Annotated in this window: 26 protein-coding genes; 5 read left to right on the top strand and 21 right to left on the bottom strand. The window is 39.0% G+C overall.

Annotated features, from left to right (window positions below; translation table 11 throughout):
- Positions 1-2: 2 nt before the first annotated feature.
- A complete protein-coding gene (locus ACAN52_RS06145) occupies positions 3-1,235 on the bottom strand; it encodes an MFS transporter (RefSeq protein ID WP_378953578.1) in 1,233 nt (410 codons plus the stop codon).
- Between the two features lie 385 nt (positions 1,236-1,620).
- Here ACAN52_RS06145 and ACAN52_RS06140 point away from each other — a divergent pair, with 385 nt between their 5' ends.
- Together ACAN52_RS06140 and ACAN52_RS06135 are read left to right on the top strand one after the other, a co-directional pair.
- On the top strand, positions 1,621-2,292 hold the full coding sequence (locus ACAN52_RS06140; protein WP_378953576.1) for a DUF1638 domain-containing protein: 672 nt from the start codon (positions 1,621-1,623) through the stop codon (positions 2,290-2,292).
- 111 nt (positions 2,293-2,403) lie between these two features.
- Positions 2,404-3,072 (top strand): corrinoid protein, encoded by a 669-nt coding sequence (locus ACAN52_RS06135; protein WP_378953575.1) that lies wholly within the window; start codon positions 2,404-2,406, stop codon positions 3,070-3,072.
- An 81-nt stretch (positions 3,073-3,153) separates the two neighbouring features.
- On the opposite strand, the gene ACAN52_RS06130 is transcribed toward ACAN52_RS06135, so the two are convergent.
- The 19 genes from ACAN52_RS06130 to ACAN52_RS06040 all read right to left on the bottom strand — a co-directional run bounded on the left by ACAN52_RS06130 (position 3,154) and on the right by ACAN52_RS06040 (position 22,047).
- On the bottom strand, positions 3,154-3,573 hold the full coding sequence (locus ACAN52_RS06130) for a DUF2292 domain-containing protein (RefSeq protein WP_378953574.1): 420 nt from the start codon (positions 3,571-3,573) through the stop codon (positions 3,154-3,156).
- Between the two features lie 117 nt (positions 3,574-3,690).
- A complete protein-coding gene (locus tag ACAN52_RS06125; protein WP_378953573.1) occupies positions 3,691-5,034 on the bottom strand; it encodes a nitrogenase component 1 in 1,344 nt (447 codons plus the stop codon).
- Positions 5,027-6,520 (bottom strand): nitrogenase component 1, encoded by a 1,494-nt coding sequence (locus tag ACAN52_RS06120; RefSeq protein ID WP_378953572.1) that lies wholly within the window; start codon positions 6,518-6,520, stop codon positions 5,027-5,029. Before ACAN52_RS06120 ends, ACAN52_RS06125 begins: the two co-directional genes overlap by 8 nt.
- Before the next feature lie 60 nt (positions 6,521-6,580).
- Complete coding sequence (locus ACAN52_RS06115) at positions 6,581-6,877, bottom strand: DUF2325 domain-containing protein (RefSeq protein ID WP_378953571.1); 297 nt, start codon at positions 6,875-6,877, stop codon at positions 6,581-6,583.
- Between the two features lie 245 nt (positions 6,878-7,122).
- On the bottom strand, positions 7,123-8,160 hold the full coding sequence (locus ACAN52_RS06110) for a uroporphyrinogen decarboxylase family protein (protein ID WP_378953570.1): 1,038 nt from the start codon (positions 8,158-8,160) through the stop codon (positions 7,123-7,125).
- 25 nt (positions 8,161-8,185) lie between these two features.
- Positions 8,186-9,817 (bottom strand): ASKHA domain-containing protein, encoded by a 1,632-nt coding sequence (locus ACAN52_RS06105; protein WP_378953569.1) that lies wholly within the window; start codon positions 9,815-9,817, stop codon positions 8,186-8,188.
- 5 nt (positions 9,818-9,822) lie between these two features.
- Positions 9,823-10,839 carry an MtaA/CmuA family methyltransferase gene (locus ACAN52_RS06100; RefSeq protein WP_378953568.1) on the bottom strand — a complete coding sequence of 339 codons (1,017 nt, stop codon included), beginning with the start codon at positions 10,837-10,839 and terminating at the stop codon, positions 9,823-9,825.
- 108 nt (positions 10,840-10,947) lie between these two features.
- Positions 10,948-11,793, bottom strand: a complete 846-nt coding sequence (locus ACAN52_RS06095; RefSeq protein ID WP_378953567.1) for an ABC transporter permease — start codon at positions 11,791-11,793, stop codon at positions 10,948-10,950.
- A gap of 9 nt (positions 11,794-11,802) precedes the next feature.
- A complete protein-coding gene (locus ACAN52_RS06090) occupies positions 11,803-12,807 on the bottom strand; it encodes an aliphatic sulfonate ABC transporter substrate-binding protein (protein WP_378953566.1) in 1,005 nt (334 codons plus the stop codon).
- A gap of 26 nt (positions 12,808-12,833) precedes the next feature.
- Positions 12,834-13,625, bottom strand: a complete 792-nt coding sequence (locus ACAN52_RS06085) for an ABC transporter ATP-binding protein (protein ID WP_378953565.1) — start codon at positions 13,623-13,625, stop codon at positions 12,834-12,836.
- Between the two features lie 31 nt (positions 13,626-13,656).
- Positions 13,657-14,496, bottom strand: coding sequence for an epoxyqueuosine reductase (locus ACAN52_RS06080; protein ID WP_378953563.1), 840 nt, complete (start codon positions 14,494-14,496; stop codon positions 13,657-13,659).
- Positions 14,497-14,634: 138 nt separating this feature from the next.
- Complete coding sequence (locus ACAN52_RS06075) at positions 14,635-15,921, bottom strand: homocysteine synthase (protein WP_378953561.1); 1,287 nt, start codon at positions 15,919-15,921, stop codon at positions 14,635-14,637.
- 191 nt (positions 15,922-16,112) lie between these two features.
- Positions 16,113-17,318, bottom strand: coding sequence for a MalY/PatB family protein (locus ACAN52_RS06070; RefSeq protein WP_378953559.1), 1,206 nt, complete (start codon positions 17,316-17,318; stop codon positions 16,113-16,115).
- Between the two features lie 22 nt (positions 17,319-17,340).
- Positions 17,341-18,093 carry an amino acid ABC transporter ATP-binding protein gene (locus ACAN52_RS06065; RefSeq protein WP_378953557.1) on the bottom strand — a complete coding sequence of 251 codons (753 nt, stop codon included), beginning with the start codon at positions 18,091-18,093 and terminating at the stop codon, positions 17,341-17,343.
- Positions 18,090-18,806, bottom strand: coding sequence for an amino acid ABC transporter permease (locus tag ACAN52_RS06060; RefSeq protein ID WP_378953555.1), 717 nt, complete (start codon positions 18,804-18,806; stop codon positions 18,090-18,092). Before ACAN52_RS06060 ends, ACAN52_RS06065 begins: the two co-directional genes overlap by 4 nt.
- A gap of 4 nt (positions 18,807-18,810) precedes the next feature.
- Complete coding sequence (locus tag ACAN52_RS06055; RefSeq protein WP_378953553.1) at positions 18,811-19,515, bottom strand: amino acid ABC transporter permease; 705 nt, start codon at positions 19,513-19,515, stop codon at positions 18,811-18,813.
- An 18-nt stretch (positions 19,516-19,533) separates the two neighbouring features.
- Positions 19,534-20,373 (bottom strand): transporter substrate-binding domain-containing protein, encoded by an 840-nt coding sequence (locus tag ACAN52_RS06050; RefSeq protein WP_378953551.1) that lies wholly within the window; start codon positions 20,371-20,373, stop codon positions 19,534-19,536.
- Between the two features lie 20 nt (positions 20,374-20,393).
- Positions 20,394-21,068, bottom strand: coding sequence for a DUF1847 domain-containing protein (locus ACAN52_RS06045; protein ID WP_378953549.1), 675 nt, complete (start codon positions 21,066-21,068; stop codon positions 20,394-20,396).
- A 217-nt stretch (positions 21,069-21,285) separates the two neighbouring features.
- Entirely contained in the window at positions 21,286-22,047 is a 762-nt protein-coding gene (locus ACAN52_RS06040; protein WP_378953547.1) for a ThiF family adenylyltransferase, read from the bottom strand.
- Between the two features lie 182 nt (positions 22,048-22,229).
- Between ACAN52_RS06040 and ACAN52_RS06035 the strand changes: the two genes are divergently transcribed.
- Complete coding sequence (locus ACAN52_RS06035; RefSeq protein WP_378953545.1) at positions 22,230-22,730, top strand: DUF6803 family protein; 501 nt, start codon at positions 22,230-22,232, stop codon at positions 22,728-22,730.
- Positions 22,731-22,774: 44 nt separating this feature from the next.
- Here ACAN52_RS06035 and ACAN52_RS06030 read toward each other — a convergent pair whose 3' ends face one another.
- Complete coding sequence (locus ACAN52_RS06030; protein ID WP_378953543.1) at positions 22,775-23,899, bottom strand: trans-sulfuration enzyme family protein; 1,125 nt, start codon at positions 23,897-23,899, stop codon at positions 22,775-22,777.
- A 229-nt stretch (positions 23,900-24,128) separates the two neighbouring features.
- On the opposite strand from ACAN52_RS06030, the gene ACAN52_RS06025 reads away from it, so the two are divergent.
- Both ACAN52_RS06025 and ACAN52_RS06020 read left to right on the top strand, forming a co-directional pair.
- Positions 24,129-24,422 (top strand): ArsR/SmtB family transcription factor, encoded by a 294-nt coding sequence (locus ACAN52_RS06025; RefSeq protein ID WP_378953541.1) that lies wholly within the window; start codon positions 24,129-24,131, stop codon positions 24,420-24,422.
- Positions 24,423-24,482: 60 nt separating this feature from the next.
- Positions 24,483-26,921 (top strand): CoA-disulfide reductase, encoded by a 2,439-nt coding sequence (locus tag ACAN52_RS06020; RefSeq protein WP_378953539.1) that lies wholly within the window; start codon positions 24,483-24,485, stop codon positions 26,919-26,921.
- Positions 26,922-26,963: the final 42 nt, after the last annotated feature.

Raw genomic sequence — 26,963 nt, 5'->3', positions numbered from 1 at the left:
TATCATGATGCAATCCGATCAGCTTGAACAAGTTCAGGAAACAGTTTCATCCATATGATTACAACCATCACAGTGCCAATTCCACCAATGAGTAAGGCAGGTACTGTACCAAAAAATGCTGCCGTTAAACCAGACTCAAATTCTCCCAATTGATTTGAAGTACCAATAAACATGGAGTTAACCGCACTCACTCTCCCTCGCATTTCATCTGGCGTCTGCAACTGCACTAGGGATGAACGAATGACAACGCTGATGACATCAGCAGCACCAAGAACAACTAATGAACCGAGAGATAAAAGAAAAGATGTCGATAAAGCAAAGACAATAGTCGCCAGCCCAAATACAAATACAGCTTTAAACATAGTTCGACCAACCTTACGTTGAAGAGGATAGTGAGCTAAAAATCCCGACATTAATAAGGCTCCCACAGCCGGTGCCGAGCGTAAAATTCCTACTCCTTCTGGTCCAATAAAAAGTACATCTTTAGCGTAAATAGGCAATAGAGCTGTTGCTCCTCCTAATAAAACGGCAAAGAGATCTAAGGATATAGCACCAAGTATCGTCGGTTTGCGGCGAATAAAGATAATTCCAGCGAATAATTCTCGTAGATTAACAGGATGAACCTTCCTGATTTCATGTTCAATGCTAATCCTAGAAATAAGAAAACTAGCACCCAGAAAAAGTACACTGATTGCACAATAAACATAGATAGAGCCTGCAGCGTAAAGCAGTCCACCAAGTGCTGGGCCTATAATATTTGCAGTCTGATTTGCCGAACTAACCGATGCTAAGGCTTGGGGAAAAATCTTAGCTGACACCAACCCTGGCATAAAAGCTTGCATTGTCGGTCCTTCAAAAGCCCTGGCAGCTCCAATCAAGAATACAGTGATAATGATACTTTCTTTAGTAAGAAAACCAGCATAACTTCCAATCGCTAACAAGGCCACGCCAATTCCCTCTGTAATTTGGCAAATGCAAATAATTTTTTGACGATCAAAGCGGTCAGCTACATGCCCTACAACAAGAGTTAGCAAAAACATTGGTAGGAATTGAGCAAGACCGACCATTCCTAAATAGAAAGGACTATCGGTTAGTTCATAAACTTGCCAACCGACAGCAACAGCGAGCATTTGATACGCGAGAGTTGTCAAGACACGTGCGAACCAGAAATATACGTAAGATTTACAGTGTAAAAGGGAAGAAATTTGCGTATCAGGATGAGGTATTTTAAGCATATAACGTAATTCTCCTTATTTTTCGTACTGCTGAAGTTAAAAATAAAGGAGAACAAACCCTTTCGTTGCAGAAAGAATTTGACCTCCTTTTACGGCCAGTCATCATTGACATTTTCAACCTTTTGATTTTATTTTATATTCAACTTTATTATTTTGTCAATAGAACATATCGGTTTAAAATATATTGTTCTTTTTAAGATTTAAACAATTGACAATACAACTTAAATATAGTATTTTAATTGTATATAGATTATCTAAATCTAAAGATTAATCGCGAACTACATATCATACTCTTTAGTTGGCCGAAGAAAACGGAGACTAAGTTATCACTGCAAAGTGATACTTAGTCTTTTTTATTTTTTATAAAATATGGAGGTAGAGGTTCATGACTGTTAAAATCATCGCTTGTGAAGTAATGAAAGAAGAATTACTCGCAATAAATCCCAATCATCAAGTTGAATATGAATTCATTCCCATGAAGCTTCACCTATATCCCCAGAAATTACACAAGGAATTACAAGATGTCTTAGACCTTTGCTTAGGGTATTCAAAGGTTATTCTCGCCTTTGGTCTTTGCGGAGGAGCAGCTAAGAATCTAAAAGCATCGGAATGCGCTGTAATTATCCCTAGAGTTCACGATTGCCTTCCCATCCTCCTTGGTTCAAAAAGAAGGTATGAAAATTTCGTTAATGAAGAAAAAGGAACCTTTTATTTGTCCTGTGGATGGATGATTTCGGAAAAAAATATTCTTTCCGAACACCAGCGAGTTTTCAAAATGTATGGAGAAAAAAAAGCCTTTCGAATCCTTGACCGAATGTATGATAGTTATAAAAAAGTATTGTTTATCCACACTGCTTGTACCGTGGAAGACGTTACAATACAGCAATCTAAAGAAATCGCCGAATTACTAAATTTAAGTTATCATACTACACAAGGCAATGATGCCTATCTCCAAAAAATCGTCAATGGTCCATGGGACGAAGATCATTTTATTCATATTGCCCCCTTTGAAACCATCGAGGAAGAATTATTCGGCATTTGCGATATGAGGAATTAAGAATGACAAGTTTATTTCCAAGCAACAAAATAAAGATTTTGTTGCTTGGAAATAATCAATGCCTTCTTAGGAGTTGATTACATTACATTAAATAAATAAGGGGGTCTTTATATGTCAATTAATCATAACGAAATTTTCCAGAAACTATCCGATGCTGTTGTTCAAATGGATGAGGATGAGGTTATCATACTTTCAAATGAAATTGTTGCACAAGAAATTGATGCTTATAACGCCATTGATCAAGGTCTTTCTCATGGTATGGAACAAGCGGGAAAATTATTTGAGGAAGAAGAATATTTTATCCCCGAGTTACTTTTATGCTCAGATGCAATGTATGCTGGTCTTGATGTCTTAAAACCCCACATCAAAGTAGATGATCATGGCGTAAAACATAAAGTCATAATTGGCGTTGTGGAAGGCGATACCCACGATATCGGAAAAAACTTAGTAAAAATAATGCTTGAGACTTCAGGATTTGAAATTTTCGATCTAGGCAGAGATATTCCACCTCAACAATTCATCGACAAGGCAAAAGAAGTCAATGCAGATATTATTGCATTAGCAACACTGATGACTACAACCATGGATGGAATGAGCGAAGTTGTACAGCTTTTGAAGAAAGAAAATATAAAAGACCAATATAAAGTAATCATTGGCGGTGGACCGATTTCCCAGAGTTTCGCTGACAAAATAGGTGCAGATGGCTATGCGATCAACGCTGCGGATGCTGTAAAGCTCGCACGAAGACTCGTAAGCGCTCCAATCGAAGTCGCTGTATAGTTCCAAATAATTATCCAGTTCTATAAGACATAATAAAAACAACAAGCAAAATTTTGCTTGTTGTTTTTATTATAAAATAGATTATATACCATCCCCATACAATCCTTCAAGTTCGTTAATACGTCTCTTTTCGGTTTTTTCAATTTGCTCAACTTGCCCATTATCAAGACGAATGACTAATTGTCCATAGCGTATACTCTGTAATTCAGTTAAAATTTTTGTTTGTAGCGGATGTTTCTTTAAAGATTTATCCACTTTTAGGCATTTTGCATCTCTATTTTTTGAAGATATTACGAATTTTTCTATTTTTTCTATTTTGACAACAATTCCATCTTGTATGACTAAAATCAGTTGCCCATATTGTACCGTATATAAGAAACATTCTATAATGTCGAATACCTGAGACGGCAACGGTTTTATTTGACTCATTTTTCCCACGTTAGCCCCTCCCCGATTTAATTCTGTCACAGCATTTCGATTGTTTACAAGAAATTCCACCATAAGAATCCTCCTTATATATGCAAAGATATATGAAAAGGCAAAGACTGCTCCTTTCAGAACTCCTTTGCCTTCAGTTTATTCCTGATCAGCGATACTCACTTATCCTTATTATCATGATTATCGATTTATAATAATCGTACTAATCAAATCTTCAATCAGACGTAAACCACCACGATACCCTGTATAGCCTCGATCAATCACTGCCCGATTCGCTACAGGGAAACTTATGCTAAGATGAGCTGCACCCAAATCTGCAGCCAATGGACGATCCAATGAACTGCCAACGACAAAGGCTGGAGTTAAAGGATTATTGTATTTGTTACCTTTCTCTTGTTGTCTAGCCCAATGTTCTTTAACTTGCCTTGCTATTTCTGTGCTGTCACCATTGAAAATGATACTTGCAGTTGAACCTAATGCAAAATGAGTCAACTTCGACAAGACACTTGCTTGTTCTTCCTCATCCAGCACATCAGTAATCGCGATCGTTTCAGGTAACCAACCTAGATCATCAGAGAGAAAACGTGCTATGGATACTGCGTAATTAGAATCACCAATCACGGCTGCATAACGTTGCAAATCCATGTCATTAAAACAATCTGTAATGGGTTCAAGAAGTCGGTAGTAGCGTTGATTTTCCCGAGTAATAACTTCTTCCACAAATATTGGGTCAAGACTGAGCGCAGTTCCAACAGCACGCAAAAATTCATCACTCGCCGAAGGACCAACAGGCAAAATGCTCGTCAAATAAGGAATTCCATGTACGTCACGACTCATTTCAGCTGCTTTCTTCCCTACAACGTCAGAAATAACAATATTTAATTCGGCAGAACCGGCTTGGCGAATGCCTTCAAGACTATCATCAATGGTAAAGAAGGTGTTGACTGTAAGACCTAACTTTTCTAGTAGACTTCTAATCCCTTCTAGATTACCGCGCCAAAAAACATCAAAATAAGGTGGAATCCCCCACACATTCACATGCCCTTTTTGGGTCTCGCCCTTAGAGATATATGTCCCTAACAGACTTTCTAATACTAATTCATATCCCAAATAGGAATTCCCCTTAAATCCACCAGTCTCAGCATGAATGATATCGATCCCTTGATCCCGTAGTGGCCGAACAACAGAAGCCACATCATCACCAATAATATCCGTAACACAACTAGTCAGAACAACATATAAATCCCCGCCCATGACTTTTAGGGTATTATTGATTTGTTCTTCTAATCGATCCGTACCACCAAAAACAACTTCTTTTTCTTGGATATTAGAGCCTGGTATACTAAGTCCACCACAATAGCCTCCTACCTGTAGACCGCACCCTCCTGCTTGTGTCCATGCATTATTACCTGCACATCCTGATGGGGCATGCAAGATAGGCACTGCTTTAGGCAAAGCAGTCACTGTCGCCATCGCTCCACCTAATGCACAGGTAAAGCGCGGTCGCTCAATAAAATTACTCATTGCCTTGGTCCTCCCCTTTTTTGATGTAAGTAAAGGGATCTTGCTCATACCATTCTTGAGAATAAGGCAAATTAACCCACTTACTCATATTTTGGTTAAAATTAGGATTCGTTAATTGGCGATGTAAACGACGAGCCAATTGATACACCCCTTGATAACCAACAAACTGGAGACCAACATTATAAATAACAGTGGTTGCTACACCAAGTTTTGCAGCAGTAGCATTGCCATTCATATGCCCAAGAAAGATGTCCGGTTTAACTCGCTTGATCAAATTTGCTTCCTCAAAAGGTTGGCAGTTGGCAATATTGAGTGCAAAATCTTTTTCCGTGATTTTGGCAAGTTTCTCGTATTCTGAATCTGCAAATTCATCGTGATGATAAGAACGGACCGCTACGACCTCAAAACCAAGTTCTGCAAGCAGAATCGCCGTGGAAAGAGCCCTAAATTCTCCAGCACTTACAAATACTTTTTTACCACTAAATAAGGGCTTAAATTCTTCTAAGGCTTTTTTCAATTCGGCTTCTTCAATCTTAATAAATTCTTCGACTTCCCTTGTTAAACCAAAAAATTCAGCGACACCGCGTAGCCACTCACTGGTATTCTCAATCCCAATCGGCATATGTTTAATAATGTAAGGAATATTGTATTTCTCTTTTAAATAAGTAAGCATATAATCATCATGAGTAGGACACGTACTAATTGAGAGATCAGCATGGGTCATAGAATACATTTTTTCTGGTTTTGTAAATACAGGAAAAATATTAACATCCAGCCCCAAAGCTGTCAGTAATCGTTCTAGTTCTACTTCATCAACACGCCCCATAGAAGATACATTCATTAAATTTACTGTTGGTTTTTTAGATCTCTCAAGGGCAATATTTTCGGGGGGTTCTTGCAGCATAACCCGCCCTAGGGCATGATACACTGCATCATAAGCTGTCGCCCATATCTTGGTCTTAAACCCTTCACAATGAACGGGAAGAAGTTTTGCCGCAACTTCAGATTGCAAACGTTCAGCTACCCCATCAACATCATCACCAATAATCCCAGGAACGCAACCAGCGACAACAAAGATAATAAGTGGCTTATAACGACGATCAACCTCACGAATGGCATCTTCTAGTTTCTCTTCACCGCCACAAATCACATCTCGCTCATCAAGAGCTGTCGATAGCCACGTGCCATCTTTCACCGCACCCCAGCGGTGAGTATTACCAGAACGCACTCCTGCATTACCACCATGAGCGGATGAACCACACCCAACAGCGCCGTGCATCAAAACAACACTATTGGGAATACTATTCATCATACCGAGTGCAGGTAACAATAAGCAGATACTATTCTGAGAAAAACTTCTTTCCCCATCCTGAACACAACATTTCATTTTTCGATTGGTCATATCAGCCAAAGTACCACCTGAAGCAATACAAGCATTTAAACGATGTTCCCGCCGTGGCGGCTCTTTTAGTTCAAAATTACTCATCCATTTCCCTCCACGCACTCATTTCAAGTGCTTTCCATTCATCAAACAATCTCTTTTTGCTTATCCCAATTCCCTTAAATTAAAGGCAACTAGTTTATCTTGCAACGAACTCCATGAGCGATTAGCAAAAATGAGTGGTACGCCTTGAGATTTAGCCATGTTTTTTATATTTTTAGCTGTTGTATGATTGATATAATCAATGAAAACAACAATTAAAGCTGTAGATAATGGAAATTTAAATTTTTTTCGATCGCCAACATTTCTGCCAGTTATGTGATCAATCGAACTAATTCCCATCATCTGCAAGTTTTTTTCAATGCCACCCAAATGATCTGCGCCAACAAGCATAACTGACATACTCTCACCTCCTTTGCAATAAAAAATATAGTAAAAAAAAGAGGCTGGTATTTCGCATGTGCGAAAAAACCAGCCTCTGGTTATCCAGTCAGCTTTCGAAAAATAAAAAAAGGCCTAAAGAATTTCATTTACTATGAAAAACTTTAGCCTTCACTTTTTTGTGATCAGCTAAATTAAGACTTAAATTATTTTATACAACTATAACATACAATTATATAAATGTCAATTTATTTTCAGATGAATCATTAATTATTTTTTTCAAATTCCACACTAAGAAATCTTTGTATATTTTCTAGTGGCACACTCGGAGGGATGTCACACCCAGGCATTAATATAAATTTCCCATTGTTTCCACCTTCCGCGAGACAATGCCTCACTGCTGACACAATCTCTTCAATCGAACCATCTCTTAGTATCATAGGATTTACATTTCCAGCAAGGGCAACTTTATTATCCAAAATTTTTTTAGCATATTCAAGGCTCACTTTATAATCAACCGATAATAAATCAACCCCCAAATGAGGAATCACAGGCAATCGATCTGTAATATTTCCACAAATATGAAGAGTCATAACCGTACCTAATTGTTTCAAACGTTCATTGACTTTAGCCAAATAGGGAGCAACAAATTCTTCAAAATGCCCTAATGATATAAGATCACCTGAAGCTGTGGGTTCAGCAATCGATAAGATGGATGCCCCTCTTGCTACTGCAGGTGCCAAATATTGAAAGCATACTTCACTAGAAAACTCCATTAAAGCATGAATACTTGCTTTATCCTTATATAAACCGATCATTAGTTTTTCAACACCCAAAAATTGTCCAGCTAAAGTAAAGGGTCCCCAACTTGACGTCCCAACCAAATATTCTTTACCTACGAGTTCATTGGCCGTTTCAACCATTTGTCGCACGGCAGAAATCCATATATTTTTATCTAAAGAATCAATCTCAATCTTATCAAGATCTTTAGCGCAGCTCAGCAATGGTGCTATTACATCAATATTTCCTTGCGGACGAAATTTTATACTCCCTCCCAATGCTTCAACAAGTAAATTATGATAACCTGACCCTGGCCAGACAATATCTGATTCTACTTTTTCATTTATTTCTACAATCGTTCGTGCTGCTTCTTCGGGCACATCAAGTCCTGCCCGCAGAGTTAATCCCTCCTGATGAAAAGCCCATGTTCCACCTGATAATAAAGCTTTTGAAAAAGGATAGTCATTCAATTTTCTATTTTTTTTACCACTAATTGTTTCTAAAACAACATTACGTCGATTCATAAAATCTCCTCCTGTTTTTGATTTATTAGCTTGCCATGGTAAACTCTAAATATTTAACAAACAATCGATCAAAGTTATCAATCGTTGCTAATTCTAATACGGCAATCTCCTCAACAATTTGTTTAATTTCTAGTCGTGAGGTTTTATTGATAAGTAGTTCTTGACCACCACTCTTCGAAGTATTACCCAAAAATTCTATTTTGCCTCTAAACGCCTCAGGTAGCAAGCCAATTTCGATCAAACTTTCCGGATTAAGGTGATAACCAAAAGATCCAGCAATGAGTACTCTATCTACCTGTGCACCGACTAACCCCTGATAGGCAAGAAGAGCTTCGATTCCACCACGGATGGCACCTTTGGCTAATTGTACCTGCCTTATATCAGGTTGAGATAAGAATACTCCTTCTGCAACATTAAAAACTTTTTTTCCATTGATCTCTGTTACGAAAGGACTAAATGGTTCAGTAATCTCTTTATTAAATTTCCCATTTTTACTAATTATCTTTTTCTTTACCATAGCAGCTACAATATCGAGTAGACCGCTACCGCATATCCCAACAGGCACTTGATCTGCAATCGTTTTGACGATACTTTGCCCCTCTGAAGTTAGCTCAAATCCTTCGACCGCACCTGGAGCAGCCCGCATACCAAAAGAAATATTCATTCCTTCAAAAGCCGGTCCAGCAGCAGTTGACGTAGCAACTAATTTTCCATTGGTTGCTAATACAATTTCTCCATTCGTTCCAATATCGATAAATAAGCTAGTTCCCTCTCTTTCAGCCAAACGTGCAACAAGAATCCCAGATGTAATATCGCCTCCTACATAGGCAGAAATAATCGGCGGCAAATACACTTGTGCACCGTCTGCAAGATAAAATCCCAGTTCCTTTGCTGACAAGGAATTTCCACCTCTGACAATAGGAGTGTATGGATACTTTCCAAGGGTGACTGGATTGGTATTTGTCGCTAAATGCAGCATGCAAGTATTACCGCTGAATACTAGTTCATAGATACGCTCAGAAGAAATCTGAGCGTCTGTCGTTATTTGCCCAATCATCTGATTGAGTTCTTCAATCAAAAGTTGATTCATTTCCAATAAACCTTCTTCCTTTGAAGCATATCGAACTCGGGATAATACATCTTGCGCCAACCGACTTTGAGGATTAAGTGCTCCTACTGTAGCAAGTTCTTGACCAGTTAATAAGTTAACAAGAGCAACAACCAATGTTGTTGTGCCAATATCAATTGCCAAACCATAACTTTCTCTCTCTGTATTACCGCGTTCTTCAACAATCAATTGCCCATTGCGATAAACACGAGTTACATCCCTCTCTCTACTATATTCCTTATGAATTCTAGCGTCGATTTCTACAGTTGATGCCAAACCATCATGCTTGATTTGAAGATTTCCATTATCTTGGCATTCAATAATTTCTACCACTGCATCATTCTGAACATCCGTGTTGCAAGCTAGCACGATCTCTTGCGGTTTACCAGGAACCGACACCTTTACCTTACACTTACCGCATGTTCCATTGCCATTGCAAGGTGAGTCAATCATAAGTCCCGCTCGTTTTGCAGCTGACAAAAGAGTTTCATCTGCATAAACGTCAATACTCGTCGTCTGTTTTGCATAATGAAATGTGATTTTCCCCATCGCCTTTACCCCTCCTTAACGGCATCCGTCATAGTCCTTATCAGTTTTAGTGAAGTTGATGTACTTAATCCGCAGGCAGGAGAAATAATATTCACTCCATCTTTCACCAAACGTCGAACCTGATTCCCTACGTTTGCACTTGTTCCAAATTCCAATAGATAGGTGCTCACATTCCCCATCGTCGTAAGTTTCGGAATATGGTTTTTGAGTTCTCGCAAATTAACAATGGCATCCGTGCTGATCGCATCACTTCTTATTTCCGCTATAAGAGAACGTACAGCGTTCATATTGCCGCAAATATGTAGCAATATGGGAACATTTTCTTCATGTACTGCATCAGCAATACGATTAATATAAGGAAGAGCAAAATCTCGAAAGTTCTTAGGTCCTAATATCTCACCCGTAGCAGTCGGATCACTAATGGCAATAACCGTAGCACCATTTGCAATCATTTTCTTAGCAAAAGCAATTAATAGTTGCGTCACATACTCTAATACCTTATGGCAATCTTCGGGTTTTCTGCGCAATTCTTTGAGCAAAGATACTGGATCGACTAAAGACGCTGCGGTACTAATAGGCCCTGTCAAATTACCGATAATAGGTACATTAGGATAGCGTTTGGCGAGTATCCCTACAGCTTCCACCACTGTCCCAACCCGTCCACTACCTAACATATCATCAATATCTCGTATAGTAACGTCACTCGCTGTCGCAAAAACTTCTTTAGTAATTTTGGGTTCACACGCTAACGTTCCATAAGTGACTTCGCTCCCCAAAATTTCGGCTTCAACTGTCATACAAAAGGGAATTCCAATATTCTCAAACCCAGTTTGTTCATAGATATCAGCAGCAAGATCAGCCATTAACTGTGAGTCACTATGAGCTTCTGGCAGAGTATGACCAGTCTTATCCATAATCTCAACGGTAGCCGCATTCATCATTCCGCCCGTACATATCACTGGTGGACGATCGACTTTTTCTCCCTTTAGCACTGTGAGTAATCGTTCTTTAGAACTTAACATCTTAAACAATCTCCTCTTTTTTATAAAATCAAAAAACTGAAGGCTAAAGAAATGGCATTCGCCTTCTTTAGCCTTCAGTCTTTACTGACCAGCACATTGGTTAACTATTTATATTTTTTGCCACCGAATAACATAACTACCTATATAAGCTAGCGCCATATCTGTCAGTTTACCAAAAATCGCAAATAAAATAACACTACCTAAGATAATAGCTGGCCGACCAGTCATTTGCCCATCAATCATTAAAAAACCGATGCCTTGACTAGCTCCCATAATTTCTGCTGCGACAACAAACATCCAGCCCAAACTCAGACCACTGCGCAGCCCAATAATGTATGCCGGCAAGGTAGCTGGTATAATAATTTGTTTAATCATCTGAAAAGAACTGAGTCCAAATACTTTACCAACTTCAAGGAGTTTACGATCTACAGTTTGAATTCCACTCATCAAATTGAGATAGACTGGAAATAATACACCGACAGCAATTAATGTGATTTTTGAAGTTTCATAAATACCCATCCATAATAAAAACAAGGGTACCCACGCCATGGAAGGAATATTACGTAACGCCTGTAATGTGGGATCTAATAAACGCCGGTATCGAGAAGAATAACCAGTCACTGCCCCTAATATAGTTGAAATGACAGTGCCAATCGCAAAACCGACGACCACACGAAAAAGAGTAATCGTAATATGATTGACGAGTTCTCCACGCACTGCTAAATCATAGATTGCCTTCAGCACAACGGATGGCGCTGGCAATAAATTAGTCGGTACTACACCATTTCTAGACAACAATTCCCACGTGATTAAACTAATGAATGGTACAATCCATCCTAATAACCATCCTAGGCGAATTTCTGGGACTGGTTGCAAAAATCCGGTTGTTTTCCCTTTAGTAGTTAATGAATGAATGTTCCCTTGGCGGGTAGCTTGCTCCGAATTTTCCACCATTCGATTCACCTACTCCTTCGAGATTTTATTAATATACTGAGAATCAATTAAATCACTGACTACTTTTCCTATGTCAGTCCCCTGACTGACAATACCGTTTTTCAACAGTATATTACCAGCTGCAATTATGGCTGTTTTTTGTTCTTCACCAATGACTGAATTACTCAAATCTGTTCGACCTAAGACCTTGGCAGCAACTGCTTCACTCAATTTTGCTTCTTTCTCTACGATCTTTTGGTACTCTGCTGGATTTGCAAGAGCCCACTTGCGTGCTTTCTCGTAACCACGTAATACTTTTTCCACATATTGAGGATTTTTTTGCGCAAAGGCTTCACGCACATTTAAAACTCCATAAGTATTTAGATTCGCATCGCGGAAAAATAACTGACCATTTTTTTCTACTTCTTCTTGGGCCATTAATGGATCGAGCCCAGACCATGCATCCACATCACCTTTTTCCAGCGCATTTTTACCATCGGGATGTTGCAAGGCAACGAGTTGAATATCTTTATCCGTTAAACCATTTTGTTCTAATACCCGTAGCAGAAAAATGTGAGGATCAGTTCCTCGCGTCACTGCTACTTTTTTTCCTTTTAAATCGGCGACAGTTTTAATTCCAGAATCAGGTCTTGTCACGAGGGCAGTCCATTCTGGTTTAGAATATACATATACAGACTTAATGGGGTTACCATTCGCTTTACCAATTAAAGCCGCAGCACCAGCCGTCGAGCCAAAATCTACACTACTTCCATTGAGTAACTCCAATGATTTATTACTACCTAAACTCTGAACCCATTCAACCTTAACTCCATCTTTAGCAAATTCCTCTTCGAGCCAGCCTTTTTCTTTTAACACTAAACTCAACGGATTATAATATGCATAATCAAGTTTAATTGACGCTGTTTTGTCTTTAGTCGTTGCACTGCCGCAACCTGTTAGCAAGAGCACCGTTAAGATTAATAAAAATGCCGCTGGTATTACTCTTTTTCCCAATGATCGTATCGTTTTAAACATATCCATTACCTCTTTCTCTTTTTCAATTAAATCACATATGCAAAGGGTTGCTGTTGCTGCTCCGCAAAAAACTCCTGATAGACAATCTTACGAAATTGACTAAATTCGTAACTATTGCGATCCCTAGGTCTAGGTAATTCTACAGGGATATTTTTTTTGATTCGCCCTGGCCCTCCAGACATTACGATAACTCGATCACCTAAAAATACAGCTTCGTCAATATCGTGAGTTACCAAAATCATTGTCATCTTTTCAACTTCCCAAATCCGCAAAACTTCTTGCTGCATCTGCATTTTTGTTAATGCATCCAATGCACCGAAAGGTTCATCTAAGATCAATACTTGTGGACGATTCACTAAAGCCCTAGCGATCGATGCCCTTTGAGCCATCCCACCAGATAATTGATGAGGGTATGATTTTTCAAAACCTTGCAAACCTACCAGTTCAATATGTTCTTTTATCGTCTGTTTTGCATCGGCTACAGGTACACTTTGCAAACCAAAAGCTATATTTTCTTCGACTGTAAGCCAAGGAAATAATCGATGTTCTTGAAATACGATACCTCTGTCGATTCCTGGACCGACAATTCTTTGTCCATTGAGTTGCACATCGCCATCATATTCTACATCTAGGCCAGCAATAATACGAAGCAAGGTACTTTTACCACAACCGCTAGAACCAATAATACTAATAATTTCGCCCTTTTGAATATGCAAATTTACATTTTGTAAGGCATTCACTTCTTTGTTTTTTGTCTTAAAATTTTTATTAACGTTTTTTACAATAATATTAGCACCTTCGACAGATAAGTCCCCCACAACTTTCACCCCCTAGATTTTTCTTTGCAAACTAAAATTTCCGATCGCCTTTTGAACCATGAGTTCGGCAATGAACCCATCCTCGATATCGAGGATCGTCTGGATTTTTCTGAATGGCTTCTTTTTCCTCTAAGTAAAGTTTGATATTGTTACTTTTATATAGTTGACGATCTTTGCCAACATGACAGACTTTAATGCAAATACCACAGGGATAGCGATTTTCATGTTTAAGATCTGCATGATAACGAGCGCAAGCCACTTTATCCATTTTGGCAACAACTTCGTTATCACGAGTTGTAAAAGCCCTAGACGGACAAAGTTTTTGACATACACGGCATCCATTACAAAGTTCTTTTTCCACTAAGGAATCCCCAGGTAAACTAAGATCAGTAAAAACTGAAACATACCGCACACGAGGGCCATATTTTTCATTTAATAAGGTATTATTGTAGCCGATTGTGCCTAAACCTGCATACTTTCCCGCATATACATGGCTAAAGGCTGCTACTGGTTTATCAATTAAGATTTCAATATTTCCATAACCATCACGAGGTAAAAAAATCGATGCATGGCCTAGATCATTTAAATAGATTGCTAAACGATACGCAATTTGGTCAAGCATGACATTCGATGTATCATATTGTTCTACATAATTGATTGAAGGTGTAGTCTCTAAAATCGGAAGCAAGATGGGAACTCCTAAAACGATGACGGTTTTAGCCTCAGACCATATTCCATCTGGATGATAACTCGGATGTACTTCATTCGATTCTTTCCATCTTTCTAGGGGTGCAAAGCCAACCAAACTAGCTCCCATCCCTTTGGCGTATTCAACAATCTGCTGCTTTATTTCCTCTAAGTTACTCATCATACATTTCCTTCTTTCTTGGTTGAATCACGTTCTTTCCCCCTATCTATCCGTTGTGAAGAAAAGGGAAAGGCTAAGAGTATTATTCTTAGCCTTTTACTACATCAGTGTAATAAACCACTTTCATGAAAAACAGACTTTTTACTTAACACTTGCTAAGGCCTGCGCAAGATCTTCAATGACATCTGCCACGTCCTCAATTCCGACGGATAAACGAATCATATCATCAGGAGCCCCAGCAGCTGCTCGTTGCTCAGAAGTGAGCTGAGAATGAGTCGTACTAGCAGGATGAATCACAAGGGATTTTGAATCTCCCACATTAGCAAGAATTGAAAATAGTTTTAAGGAATCAATGAACTTTTTACCGGCTTCCAAGCCACCTTTAATACCAAAGGTCAAGATAGCGCCTGCCCCTTTCGGTAAGTATTTTTGTCCTAGTTCATAACTTTCATTCCCTTTGAGACCAGGATAACTAACCCAGCTAACTTGTTCGTGAGTGGATAAATATTCAGCAACGGCCAAGCCATTTTCACTATGACGAGCCATTCTTAGATGCAAAGTTTCTAATCCTTGTAAAAATAAGAAGCTGTTAAAAGGACTGACTGTCGCTCCAAAATCTCGTAAAACTTGAATACGAAGACGTATAATATAGGCTAATGCTCCTAAAGCTTCCGTATAAACTAAACCATTATAGCTAGGATCTGGTTCCGTTAGAGAAGGGAATTTACCATTTGCCCAATCAAATTTCCCACCGTCTATAACCACGCCGCCCATAGAGGTGCCATGCCCGCCAATAAATTTAGTGGCAGAATGTACAACAATATCTGCACCAAACTCAATCGGACGAACCAAATATGGACTGGCTAAAGTATTATCAATGATCAACGGTATGCCATGCTCATGAGCTATGTTAGCCACTTTTTCAATATCAAGAATATCAATCTTTGGATTACCAATTGTTTCAGCATAGATTGCTTTCGTTTTTTCAGTAATGGCAAGTCGAAAATTTTCTGGATCACTAGGATCAACAAGTTTTACGTTTATACCCAGACGGGGCAAGGTATAACTAAACATATTATATGTACCGCCATACAAACTAGCTGAGCTAACAATTTCATCCCCAGCACCAGCAATATTAAGAATCGCCGCATTAATAGCTGCATGCCCTGAAGCAAAAGCGAGGGCTCCAACGCCACCTTCCAATTTGGCAATCCGTTTTTCAAATACATCAGTGGTAGGATTCATAATACGAGTATAGATATTTCCTGATTCTTTGAGAGAAAAAAGATTAGCACCATGTTCACTATCGCGGAAATTATAGGATGTGGTTTGATAAATCGGTACAGCCCGAGATCCTGTCGTCGGATCAGGTTCTTGCCCTCCATGAACTGATAAAGTCGCAAATCGTAAATTTTCAGGTAAAGCCATAATAATATCTCCTCCAATAATTTATTTAATCATACCACCAGAAGCAACATACACGATGACCATTTTTTTAGAAACATAAAAAGGCCGAAGATCTTTTTCGCATAAATACGAAAAAATTCTTCAGCCTTCAGTTCTCTGATCAGCTTTAAATGTGTAATTTTATATAACTATATCATCCTTTTTTATCCATGTCAATCATTAGTACTACTTTTTGTTCGTAATGCTTTTTCGATTCGTTCTAATGCCTCCAGCAACACACTGCGCTGCGTCCCAAGATTAATTCGAGCAAACCCCTCACCTTGGCTGCCAAAATTTTTGCCTGGATTCAAACCGACTTTAGCTGTATGCACAAGAAAATCTTCTAATTCTTTTGCATCTGTAAAATATGCGCGAAAATCAAGCCATGCCAAATAAGTTCCTTCCGGTTTAGTCACTTTGATATGAGGTAATCTTGTTTGAACAAATTCAACTAAAAAATCTGCATTTTTTTCAAGATAGGAAAGCAAGGAATCTAGCCACTGCTCACCTTCTTGGTAAGCAGTTTCAGTGGCAAGGACGCCAAAAAGATTATTGCGATTCAAATGCAATCGATTCATCCACCCCTGAATCAGTCCGCGCCTACGCTTGCACGGAACAATCATAAAGGCAAAGTTGAGTCCTGCAACATTAAAAGTTTTGCTAGCAGCCATAAAAGTCACACTTTGTTTGCAAACTGGCGTGCCAAGGGAAGCAAATACAGTATGGCGGTGTCCTTGAAATACTAAATCATTGTGTATCTCATCGGATAAAACATCAACTTCATATTTTTGGCATAGTTCATAAATTTTCTTTAGTTCTTCTTTCGTCCACACACGTCCAACGGGATTATGAGGACTGCACAATAAGAATAACTTATTACTAGGGTTTGAAAGCTTTTTTTCCAAATCTTCAAAGTCAATTTCATAGTGCCCCCCTTTATTAATAAGGGGATTTTCAATGACTTGACGATCATTATCTTTAATCGAGGCAAAAAAAGGCGGATATACGGGAGGCTGAATGATTACACCATCACCGGGCTCAGAGAGAGCTAGGATTGACAAAACAATTGATGGTACAACCCCTGGAGCGACTAAAATCCAGTCTTTTTCAATCTCCCAGCCATGGCGACGTTTAACCCAATCAATGATTGACTGATAGAGAGATGCTTCTTGCGTATTATACCCATATATGGGGTGACTCGCACGCTGATTTAATTTGGCAATTACAGCTTCAGGTGACGGGAAATCCATATCAGCAACCCAAAGAGGCAATAAGTCTTCACTGCCAAATATCTTACCTAAGGCATCCCATTTCACACTCCCCGTAGTTTGACGAGATATAATTTGATCAAAGTCAGAAATTCCATTATTTCTTGTCATCTTACAATATCCTCACTTATTTTTATATTGAATAATCTGATTCAGGTAAAATTCTTTTTAAAAATTGCTTTGTTCGTTCTTCTTTAGGATGAGATAGAACTTCTTTAGGTGTACCTTGTTCTACAATGACTCCACCATCAATAAAGATGACTCGACTAGCAATATCGCGCGCAAAAGAAATTTCATGGGTAACAACAATCATCGTTAGGCCTTCCTTGGCTACTTTTTTCATGACACTAAGTACTTCACCAACAAGTTCAGGATCTAAGGCAGAAGTCGGTTCATCAAAAAGAATGACTTCTGGATTCAAAGCTAGGGCTCTTGCGATGCCAACACGTTGTTGCTGTCCACCTGATAATTGGCTGGGATATGCATCATACTTATTTAAAAGTCCCACTTTGTCAAGAAGTTCTCGACTTATCTTCTCAGCCTCTGCCTTTGCCATATTCCTGGCAATGACCAGCCCTTCCATTACATTTTCAAGCGCTGTTTTATTTTTAAAAAGATTATACAATTGAAAAACCATGGCTGTATTTCTTCTGATTTTAAGTATTTCATTTTTAGTCACATGTTTACAATCAACATGAGTATTTCCAATTGTAATTTCGCCCTCATCAGGGCGTTCTAAAAAATTTAGGCATCGCAAAAAAGTTGTTTTGCCAGAACCACTCGGACCTAAAAGTACAATCACTTCACCTTTCTCTACTGTCAGGTCAATCCCCTTTAAAACTTGCTGTGTACCAAATGTTTTTTGTAATCCTTTCACTGCAATCATACGACCCCGCCCTTACTATATACTCCAATTCGATTCTGCAAAAATATGACCAACCATTCTACACAAATACACAGCGCCCAATAAATAATGGCCGAAGCTAGATAAGCTTCAAGAAATTTATAATTTCCACTCGCCTCAAAGAGTGTGGCATTAACCAATTCAACGACAGAAATCAAAGAAGCAATGGCTGATCCTTTAATAAGACTAATAAACTGGCTACCGATTAAAGGTATGGCTACAGGCATAGCTTGGGGAATGACAATTCTTTGTAGCATTTGCCAAGAGGTCATCCCAACAGAATAAGCAGCTTCATACTGACCACTATTAACAGATTGCAGCGCTGTCCTCACAACCTCAGAGAGATATACAGTGGCATTTATTGATAAACCAATTACAGCGACCAAAGTATAGGAAATATCCTTGGATGTCATCGTAAGACCAACAGATTGGGCAAAGGAATCAAAACTCAAAGTGACCGTTAGATAGAGTATGGTCAGTTGTAACAATAGAGGTACTCCTCGTAAAAAAACTACGATGACCGTCAACACCTGTGCAAGCACCCGCACTTTAAACAACCTGATAATTCCAATCCCAGTGCCAAAAAATAGCCCTATAATCAGCGGTACGATTGACAACAAAAGAACAATGGGGATATATTTTATCCCCACTCCCAGTTCATAAACCAAAAATGCAAGATCAAATTGAAAACCCATGGTCTCACCTGCCAATCATCGTATTTTGTTTCCTTATACCTATTTTCTTTTCAATCCATTTAAAACTCTGTTCTAGTATAGAACTCAAAACAAAGAAAATAATGGCCGCTGCTGCATATGCTTCAAGAGAACGATAGGTATGGCTACTAATGGCTTTGATAACACCAACGAGATCAATGACCCCTAAAGTATAGGCTAAGGATGTATCCTTAAGCAGAGATACAATTGTATTTCCTAGGGCTGGCATAGCAATCTGTATCCCTTGAGGGGCAATAATTCGTCTGAAGGTTTGCCAACGCGTCATCCCCACAGAATACGCAGCTTCTGTCTGGCCAATATCAACGCCAGCAACAGCGGATCGAATGATTTCCGATAAAAAGGCCGATGTATTTACAACATACGCTAGCATAACGAAAATAAGAGTATCCCACCGATTAATATTAGGACCAAAAAAACCAACGACTAAGGGCAATCCAATATACACGATATATAGCAGAACTAATATGGGAATCCCTCTTACAAATGAGACGTAAGCGGCAGCCAATTGTGATAATATAGGTATTTTATACAAACGTACGACCGCGATATAAGTTCCTAATAACATCCCCAATATGAGAGCAATGGCTACAATGTATAACGTTATGTGCAGGCGGGATAGTAGTTTTGGAAAACTATCCATAAATAAACTCAATAGAAATATATTTTCCACCCTAAACCCACCCCTTGTTTATTTTTTAGGAATATAGTCACCGCCAAGCCATTTTTTCGAAAGTTCGGTAAGCGTGCCATCTTCTTTCAGAGTCTTTAATACGGCATCTACATCTTTTTTCAGTTGTGCACCAGTATCATCATTTTTACGATACAAATAGTAGGAATTCGAACGACTGATGGGTTCTCCTACAGTTTTAATTTTTGCACCATAGGTTGCTTTATACGCATCGACATTTCTTTGAATATTGACAAAAGCATCTGTCTTTCCTGAGTCAATATTTTGCAGAGTGATGGTCGTATCTGACGCTTCAAGGATCAATTTTAATTTATTATCATGTTCTTTATTCCAACGGTCGACTACGGCAGTTTTATTGGACGAAGCTTTACCAACTTCTACAGTACCACCAATCGCAGCAAGATCATCAAGTGAATTAATCTTATTATCACTGTCTTTTACAACAAGTTTAAGATCATAGAGAGTCACACCTTCATCACCAAAGAGATATTTACTCTTTCGATCGGCATTGACTTCAAATTGATGGGCTGCTAAATCTATTTTCCCCGTCTCAAGACTGATGAGAATTGCATTAAAATCAAAATTTTTAAATTCGAATTCATATTGAGGAAGCCTTTCATTGACCTTCTTCAAAACTTCAATTTCAAATCCTGTTAAATTATTTTTCTCATCTAAGAAGCAATAGGGTTTATATTCACTCCCTGTACCTATAATTATTTTTTTTACACTTTTACCGCCATTTTTTGACGAATCAGCTACTGTAGATGATTGGCAACCTGCTAAAAGCAAGATCATACTCAATAAGAGTAATCCGATGGTCATTATTTTTGCTTTTTTCATAATATATCCCCCATTATCATTTAATCTTTTTGTTGCCGTAAACGATTATAATAAGAATGTGCAGTATACAAGGCAGCCACTGGATTATGTCCTGTCACTCGATCTTTGGTAACCAGGGTAGTCACCAGTGCAGCTGAGTATTTTGTAAACAAAGAATCATGCCCAACACATAGTCCAACCACTACGTTTAAGTCTGTTTTTTGGTAATTCAATATCCGCGCTTGTAATATGGGATTGCACATGGCTTCATGAGTACCTGGTCTAATTTTGTGTTCTTCTAATATTCCAATTTCCACCTTATCCACCGAGCCAACTTTGCAAATTGCACTGTAGGATTGTAAACCTTTCGCTTTTAAAATCTCTGCAAAGATTTTAGCTTCTTCAATTAAACCAGCACAAGTAGCAATACCAATTTTTTTCGCACCAATCCGATGCGCAAATTCAATAATTTCTTCGACTCTAGTTAGCTTCCCATAAAACAATCCCTCGACTTGAGCTGATGCTCTCGCTACGATCGCATCCTGTTCATCACCTTGTAAATAATCTTTGATTTCTTCAATATCATTTGCAATCGAATGTCCTTCATTATCTTTTGTCGTTAAGCAGAAACCAGGAAATGTTTTACTCCTAGTTTTGCAATTATAAATACTACAATCTGTACAACTTAAATGATTTAATTCTTTTTCCTTACTCATTTTCATTCCTCCAATTTATCATTACCATTTATTAGCAAACAAAAAAAGGCCGAAAAATGTATAAAACATTTTCAGCCTTCAGTTTATCTGACCAACTAAAATAAATTCTTTTATTATATTGTACATTATATACAATATTTTAATTACAAATAGAATCTGTAATCAAAAACTATATTTTGAATTTATCATATCAGCATTCTATTGTCAAGTTATAAAATTACTTTTTACCAGCAATAATATCTTTAATGACTTCGCCCGCAATAATCAAGCCCGCAACGGATGGTACGAAAGATACACTACCTGGAATTTGACGGCGAGTCGTACATTTTCGCGTGGTGCCCGATGGACAGATGCAGGATGTTGCACAACTGGACCCTTCGGTCTCTTCTGGAGAGAGGGGAATTTCTTTCGAATAGACCACTTTCAATCCTTTAATACCGCGTTTTTTTAGTTCTTTACGCATCACTTTCGCTAAAGGACATACTGATGTCTTAGAGATATCGGCGACTTCAAATTTAGTTGGGTCTAATTTATTACCCGCCCCCATGCAACTAATGACTGGAATATTTCTTTCCTTACCTTTGACTACCAAATCAATTTTCCCTGTTACCGTATCAATGGCATCAATTATATAATCATAGTCGTCCAAAATTAATTCCTCAGCAGTATCTGGCATATAAAACTTCTGGAAAGTCGTTACCTCAGCTTCAGGATTAATCTCCAAGATACGTTCTTTCATCACATCGACCTTCGGTTTTCCCACAGTTTTACGAGTCGCAATTAATTGACGATTGATATTCGTAAGACAAACACAATCATCGTCAATGAGTACGACCTTACCTACACCAGCCCGAACTAAACCTTCCACGGCATAAGATCCCACACCACCAATGCCAAAAATAGCTACTTTACTTTGTTTTAATTTTTCTAACCCATCTTCTCCGATGAGTAATTCTGTTCTAGAGAACTGATGTAACATATCGTCACCCTTTTCATATTCAATATTAATCAAGTTACTATTGAATATCTTAATCGAATACAATCCTAAAAACAAGGAATGTTTTATTAAAAAGCATAAAAAATTCATCACTTCTTCACAACTTCTTCACAATTAAACGGTATACTTACTAAAGAAAATCTTTTAAAGGATGGTGTTTTATTGTGAATATGACTCATTACATGGAATTATTAATGGTCAATCAACCTTGGAATTTAATTATTTACATGGTGATACCTGTTGCCTTAGCAGAAGCCCTTGTAGCAACGGAGTTTTTCACCGTATATTTACGCGGTTCTCATGCCGGAAGCTGGCGAATATGGAATAAACGACTGGGAATCGTATTAGGATTTTATTTCCTTGGGGTCTTCCTGAACTTAATGTTAACAGTTGTGCCAGTCATCAAATGGCGCGGAATGGCAGATATACTGGCCGTTGGTTCTTATCTGAGCGGTGTCATTCCCCTCTTTGGTATCGCCCTCTTGGAACTTGGCGTAATCGGAAAAGAAAAATCTGATGATGAAAAAATGAAACTTCACTTCATCTTTATTATTATCTTTTTAGTCGTCGCTCATGTAGCAATGGTCTTCGGAATGGTTGATCCAACCATCATGGGCTGGATGCCCAATGCACCTATGAATATGCAGCATATGGGACATAATTAATAGAAAAAAGACAGAGATCGCAAAAGCAATCTCTGTCTTTTCTTTTATTTATGAGTCAGGGCAGTATCTAAATCAGTCAATAAATCATCTAAATTTTCTAGACCTACGGAAAAGCGCAATAAATTATCAGGTGTTTTACTATTCGGTCCTTCAATCGAAGCGCGATGCTCAATTAAACTCTCCACACCACCCAAACTAGTTGCTCGACGAATAATTTTTAGTCTTCCAGTAAACGCTAAGGCTTCTTCCTTATTTCCTTTAATTTGGAATGATAACATACCGCCAAATTGGCTCATTTGCTTCAGCACAATATCATGTCCAGGATGATCTACAAGTCCAGGATAATATACCTTCTCCACATGAGGATGCTTTTGCAAAAACTTAGCAATGGCAAACGCACTTTCTGATTGATTTTTCATACGACAACTTAAGGTCTGAATACCTCGTAATACAAGCCAACAATCAAAGGGGGCTGGAACAGCTCCGCCAATCTGTTGCAACATACGCATGCGATCAAAAAAAGCATCTTTAACTTTAGAAATAGTAGCCCCACCCAGTACATCACTGTGTCCGCCAAAATATTTGGTTGTTGAATGAACAACAATATCAGCACCAAGGTCTAGAGGTCTTTGTAAAAGAGGCGTTGCCCAGGTATTATCACAAACACAAAGGGCTCCCGCTTTGTGGGCAATGTCTGCCACTGCAGCAATATCTGTGATTTTCAGCAGTGGGTTGGAAGGTGTTTCTAAGAATATCATCTTTGTATTAGGCTGAATAGCCCCTTCTAACTGAGAAGTATCTGTAACATCAATAAAGCTAACTTCTAGCCCCCATGGCTCAAAGATATCTTGCAGGATATGTGTTGTTCCATGATACAAATCTTGAGAAGCAATCACATGATCACCTGGCAATAATGCTTGAAATACATTTGTAATCGCTGCTAATCCTGAAGCAAAGGCAATCGCACCCTCACCATTTTCTAGTCCCGCTAAACTTCGTTCTAAGGCATCTCGATTCGGATTACTTAAGCGACTATAAATATGACCACGGGGATAGCTTCCATCTGCTTCCCGTTCAAAGGTCGTTGATAAGTGCAATGGCGCTGCAATTGCTCCAGTGAGTGGATCAACTTCATGGCCAAGATGAATGGCTTTCGTTTCAAATTTCATAATAAACTCCCTTTTTAAAAATACTTTATGATTATTATACATTACCAAGCTGGTATTGCCGAGCCTTTAAAATGTTTCTGAACAAATTTTAACAATATTACCATCTTGCATTGTATCTTGAAAATTTGCCAACTTGACAAAGAAGATTTTTTTATTGACATTCTTATATTTTAATTATATTATTATATCGTAATATACGAATATATAGATTTATCGAGGTGAAAAAATCGTGGAACTCAATTTACAAAAATATACGGAACTAGCCGAAATTCTTAAGACTCTCGCCCACCCAGTTCGACTTTGCATCGTCAAAGGCCTGATTGAAAAAGGCGAGTGTAACGTCACCCATATGCAACATTGTCTTGCGATGCCTCAATCCACCGTATCCCAACATTTACAAAAATTAAAATCAGCTAATATTATTATCGGCGTACGAAATGGCCTGGAAATTAATTATAAAATTTGTGATCAACGAGTCGTCCAGCTAGTCAAGGTTTTATTCGCCGAGTCCACTGAAAACTGATCCAAACAAAGAACAACGGCCAAAGTATCATATTCCTTAAAAAAATAGGGAGGTATTATCATGAGTAAAAAAGTAATCATTGTGGGTGGTGTAGCTGGCGGTGCCTCTGCTGCTGCCCGTCTGAGACGTCTAGATGAACACGCAGAAATCATCTTATTCGAACGGGATGATCACATTTCCTTTGCTAATTGCGGTCTTCCTTATTATATCGGTGAAACGATTCAGGAACGAGAAAAGTTAATCGTTCAAACACCTAAGGGAATGCAGGATCGTTTCAATATCGACGTACGAATCAATAGTGAAGTCATGGCACTTCATCCTGAAAGTAAAAAGGTTACAATCCATAGTAAGACTAAAGGGAGCTATGAAGAATCCTATGATGCACTCATTCTTTCTCCTGGAGCCAAACCTCTGAAACCACCCATTCCTGGCATTGACAGCAAGAAAATTTTCACCCTGCGTAACATTTCCGATACGGACAGCATCAAAGAACAAGTTAATCTAGAAAATATTCAACGTGCTGTGGTCATCGGTGGCGGCTATATCGGCGTCGAAATGGCAGAAAACTTAAAAGAACGAGGAATGGAAGTCACCTTGGTCGAAGCGGCTCCTCATATCTTAGCCCCCTTCGATTCTGATATGGTAGCTATGCTAGAAACAGAACTAGAAGAAAGCGGCATTCACCTACTCCTTAATGACAGCGTAAAATCTTTTCATGAAAAGGGCACTACTCTTGATGTTCTACTCGCAAGCGGAACTACCTTAACTGCCGATCTTGTCATCTTAGCCATTGGCGTTGCTCCCGATACTGGTTTCATAAAAGGAAGTGGCATAAAGCTCGGTACTCGCGGACATATTCTGGTCAGCGACCACATGGAAACATCCATTCCCGGCATCTATGCCGTAGGCGATGCCATCGAAGTAAAAGATTTCGTTAACGGACAAGGGGCCGCGATTCCTCTGGCGGGACCCGCCAATAAGCAAGGACGCATTGTTGCTGATAACATTTGCGGTATCCCTTCCGCCTTTAAAGGAACCCAAGGAACCTCTATCATTAAAGTCTTTTCCTTAACGGGTGCCACTACTGGCAATAACGAGAGAAATTTAAAACGTCTAAGTATTCCTTATCAAGTCGTCTACGTTCATCCCTTCTCCCACGCCACTTACTACCCTGGCGCCTTACAATTTTCCTTAAAGCTCCTTTTCAATGAGGAAGGGCATATCCTTGGCGCCCAAGGAATCGGCGTAGAAGGTATTGCCAAAAGCATTGACGTCATTGCAACAACCATGCGTCTCGGCGGAACGGTCTATGACCTTACTGAATTAGAACTCGCCTACGCTCCCCCTTATTCCTCAGCCAAAGATCCTGTCAATATGCTAGGTTTTGCCGCCGAAAATATTTTAGCCAACCGCACAGAAGTCTTTACCTACGAATCCCTAAAAGACTATGATCCTAAAGAGACCATCCTGCTCGATGTTCGCTCTCCCCTAGAATTTGCTAACGCATCTCTACCTGGAGCTATCAATATTCCTTTGGATACATTGCGGCAACGCCTCTCTGAACTAGATAAGGATAAGCTCATCCTAGCTTACTGCAAAATGGGTCTACAAGGTTATCTTGCCTCTTGCATCCTAGGTCAAAATGGTTTTAAGGTAAAAAATATGACAGGCGGCTTTAAATCAGCTACTCCCCTCTTGCCTAGGGGAAAAAAAACAATCACCACTGAAAAAGTAACCGCCTCCACCCCATCGTCCACTTCTGTGACTCGCAGCCTTGATGCTTGCGGATTGTCTTGTCCTGGGCCACTGATGAAATTAAAATCGGCCATGGATGAAATGAAGACGGATGAAATTCTAAAAGTAACTGCTTCTGATCCAGGTTTTACAGAAGATGTGAAAGCTTGGTGCTTACGGACTCATAACCACCTATTAGAGGTAAGCAAGACCAAAGGTGTAATTACCGCTCTCATCAAAAAAGGCGGCCTTCCTCTGGTTGACCTAACTCCCGTGCAAACCCTTGCTCCAGCCAAGGACAATAAGACCATTGTTGTTTTTAGTGGCGATCTCGACAAGGCCATGGCTGCCTTCATCATTGCAAATGGCGCCGCTGCTATGGGTAAAAAAGTTACCTTATTCTTCACCTTTTGGGGACTAAATATTCTGCGTAAACCAGAACACATTCCCATCCATAAAGGATTTATGGATAAAATGTTTGGCTTTATGATGCCGCGGGGTAGCAAAGCGCTGAAGCTGTCCAATATGAATATGCTAGGTATGGGTACTCAAATGATGCGAATGGTCATGAAGAATAAAAACGTCTCCTCTTTAGAAGAGCTGATTCAATCCGCTATGGATGCAGGTATCCAGATTGTCGCTTGCCAAATGTCCCTAGATGTCATGGGTCTAAAACAAGAAGAACTCCTCGATGGCGTCAAAGTAGGTGGCGTCGGCTACTATCTCAGTGAAGCAGAAGATTCTAACGTCAACCTATTTATCTAATAAAAATACAGAGTAAAGCCGCTTAAAACACTGAGTTTTTAA

Origin of the sequence: Pelosinus sp. sgz500959, from assembly GCF_042610375.1 — a bacterium.
Classification (GTDB): domain Bacteria; phylum Bacillota; class Negativicutes; order DSM-13327; family DSM-13327; genus CTSoil-075.
This window is presented reverse-complemented; position numbering and strand designations above follow the sequence as displayed.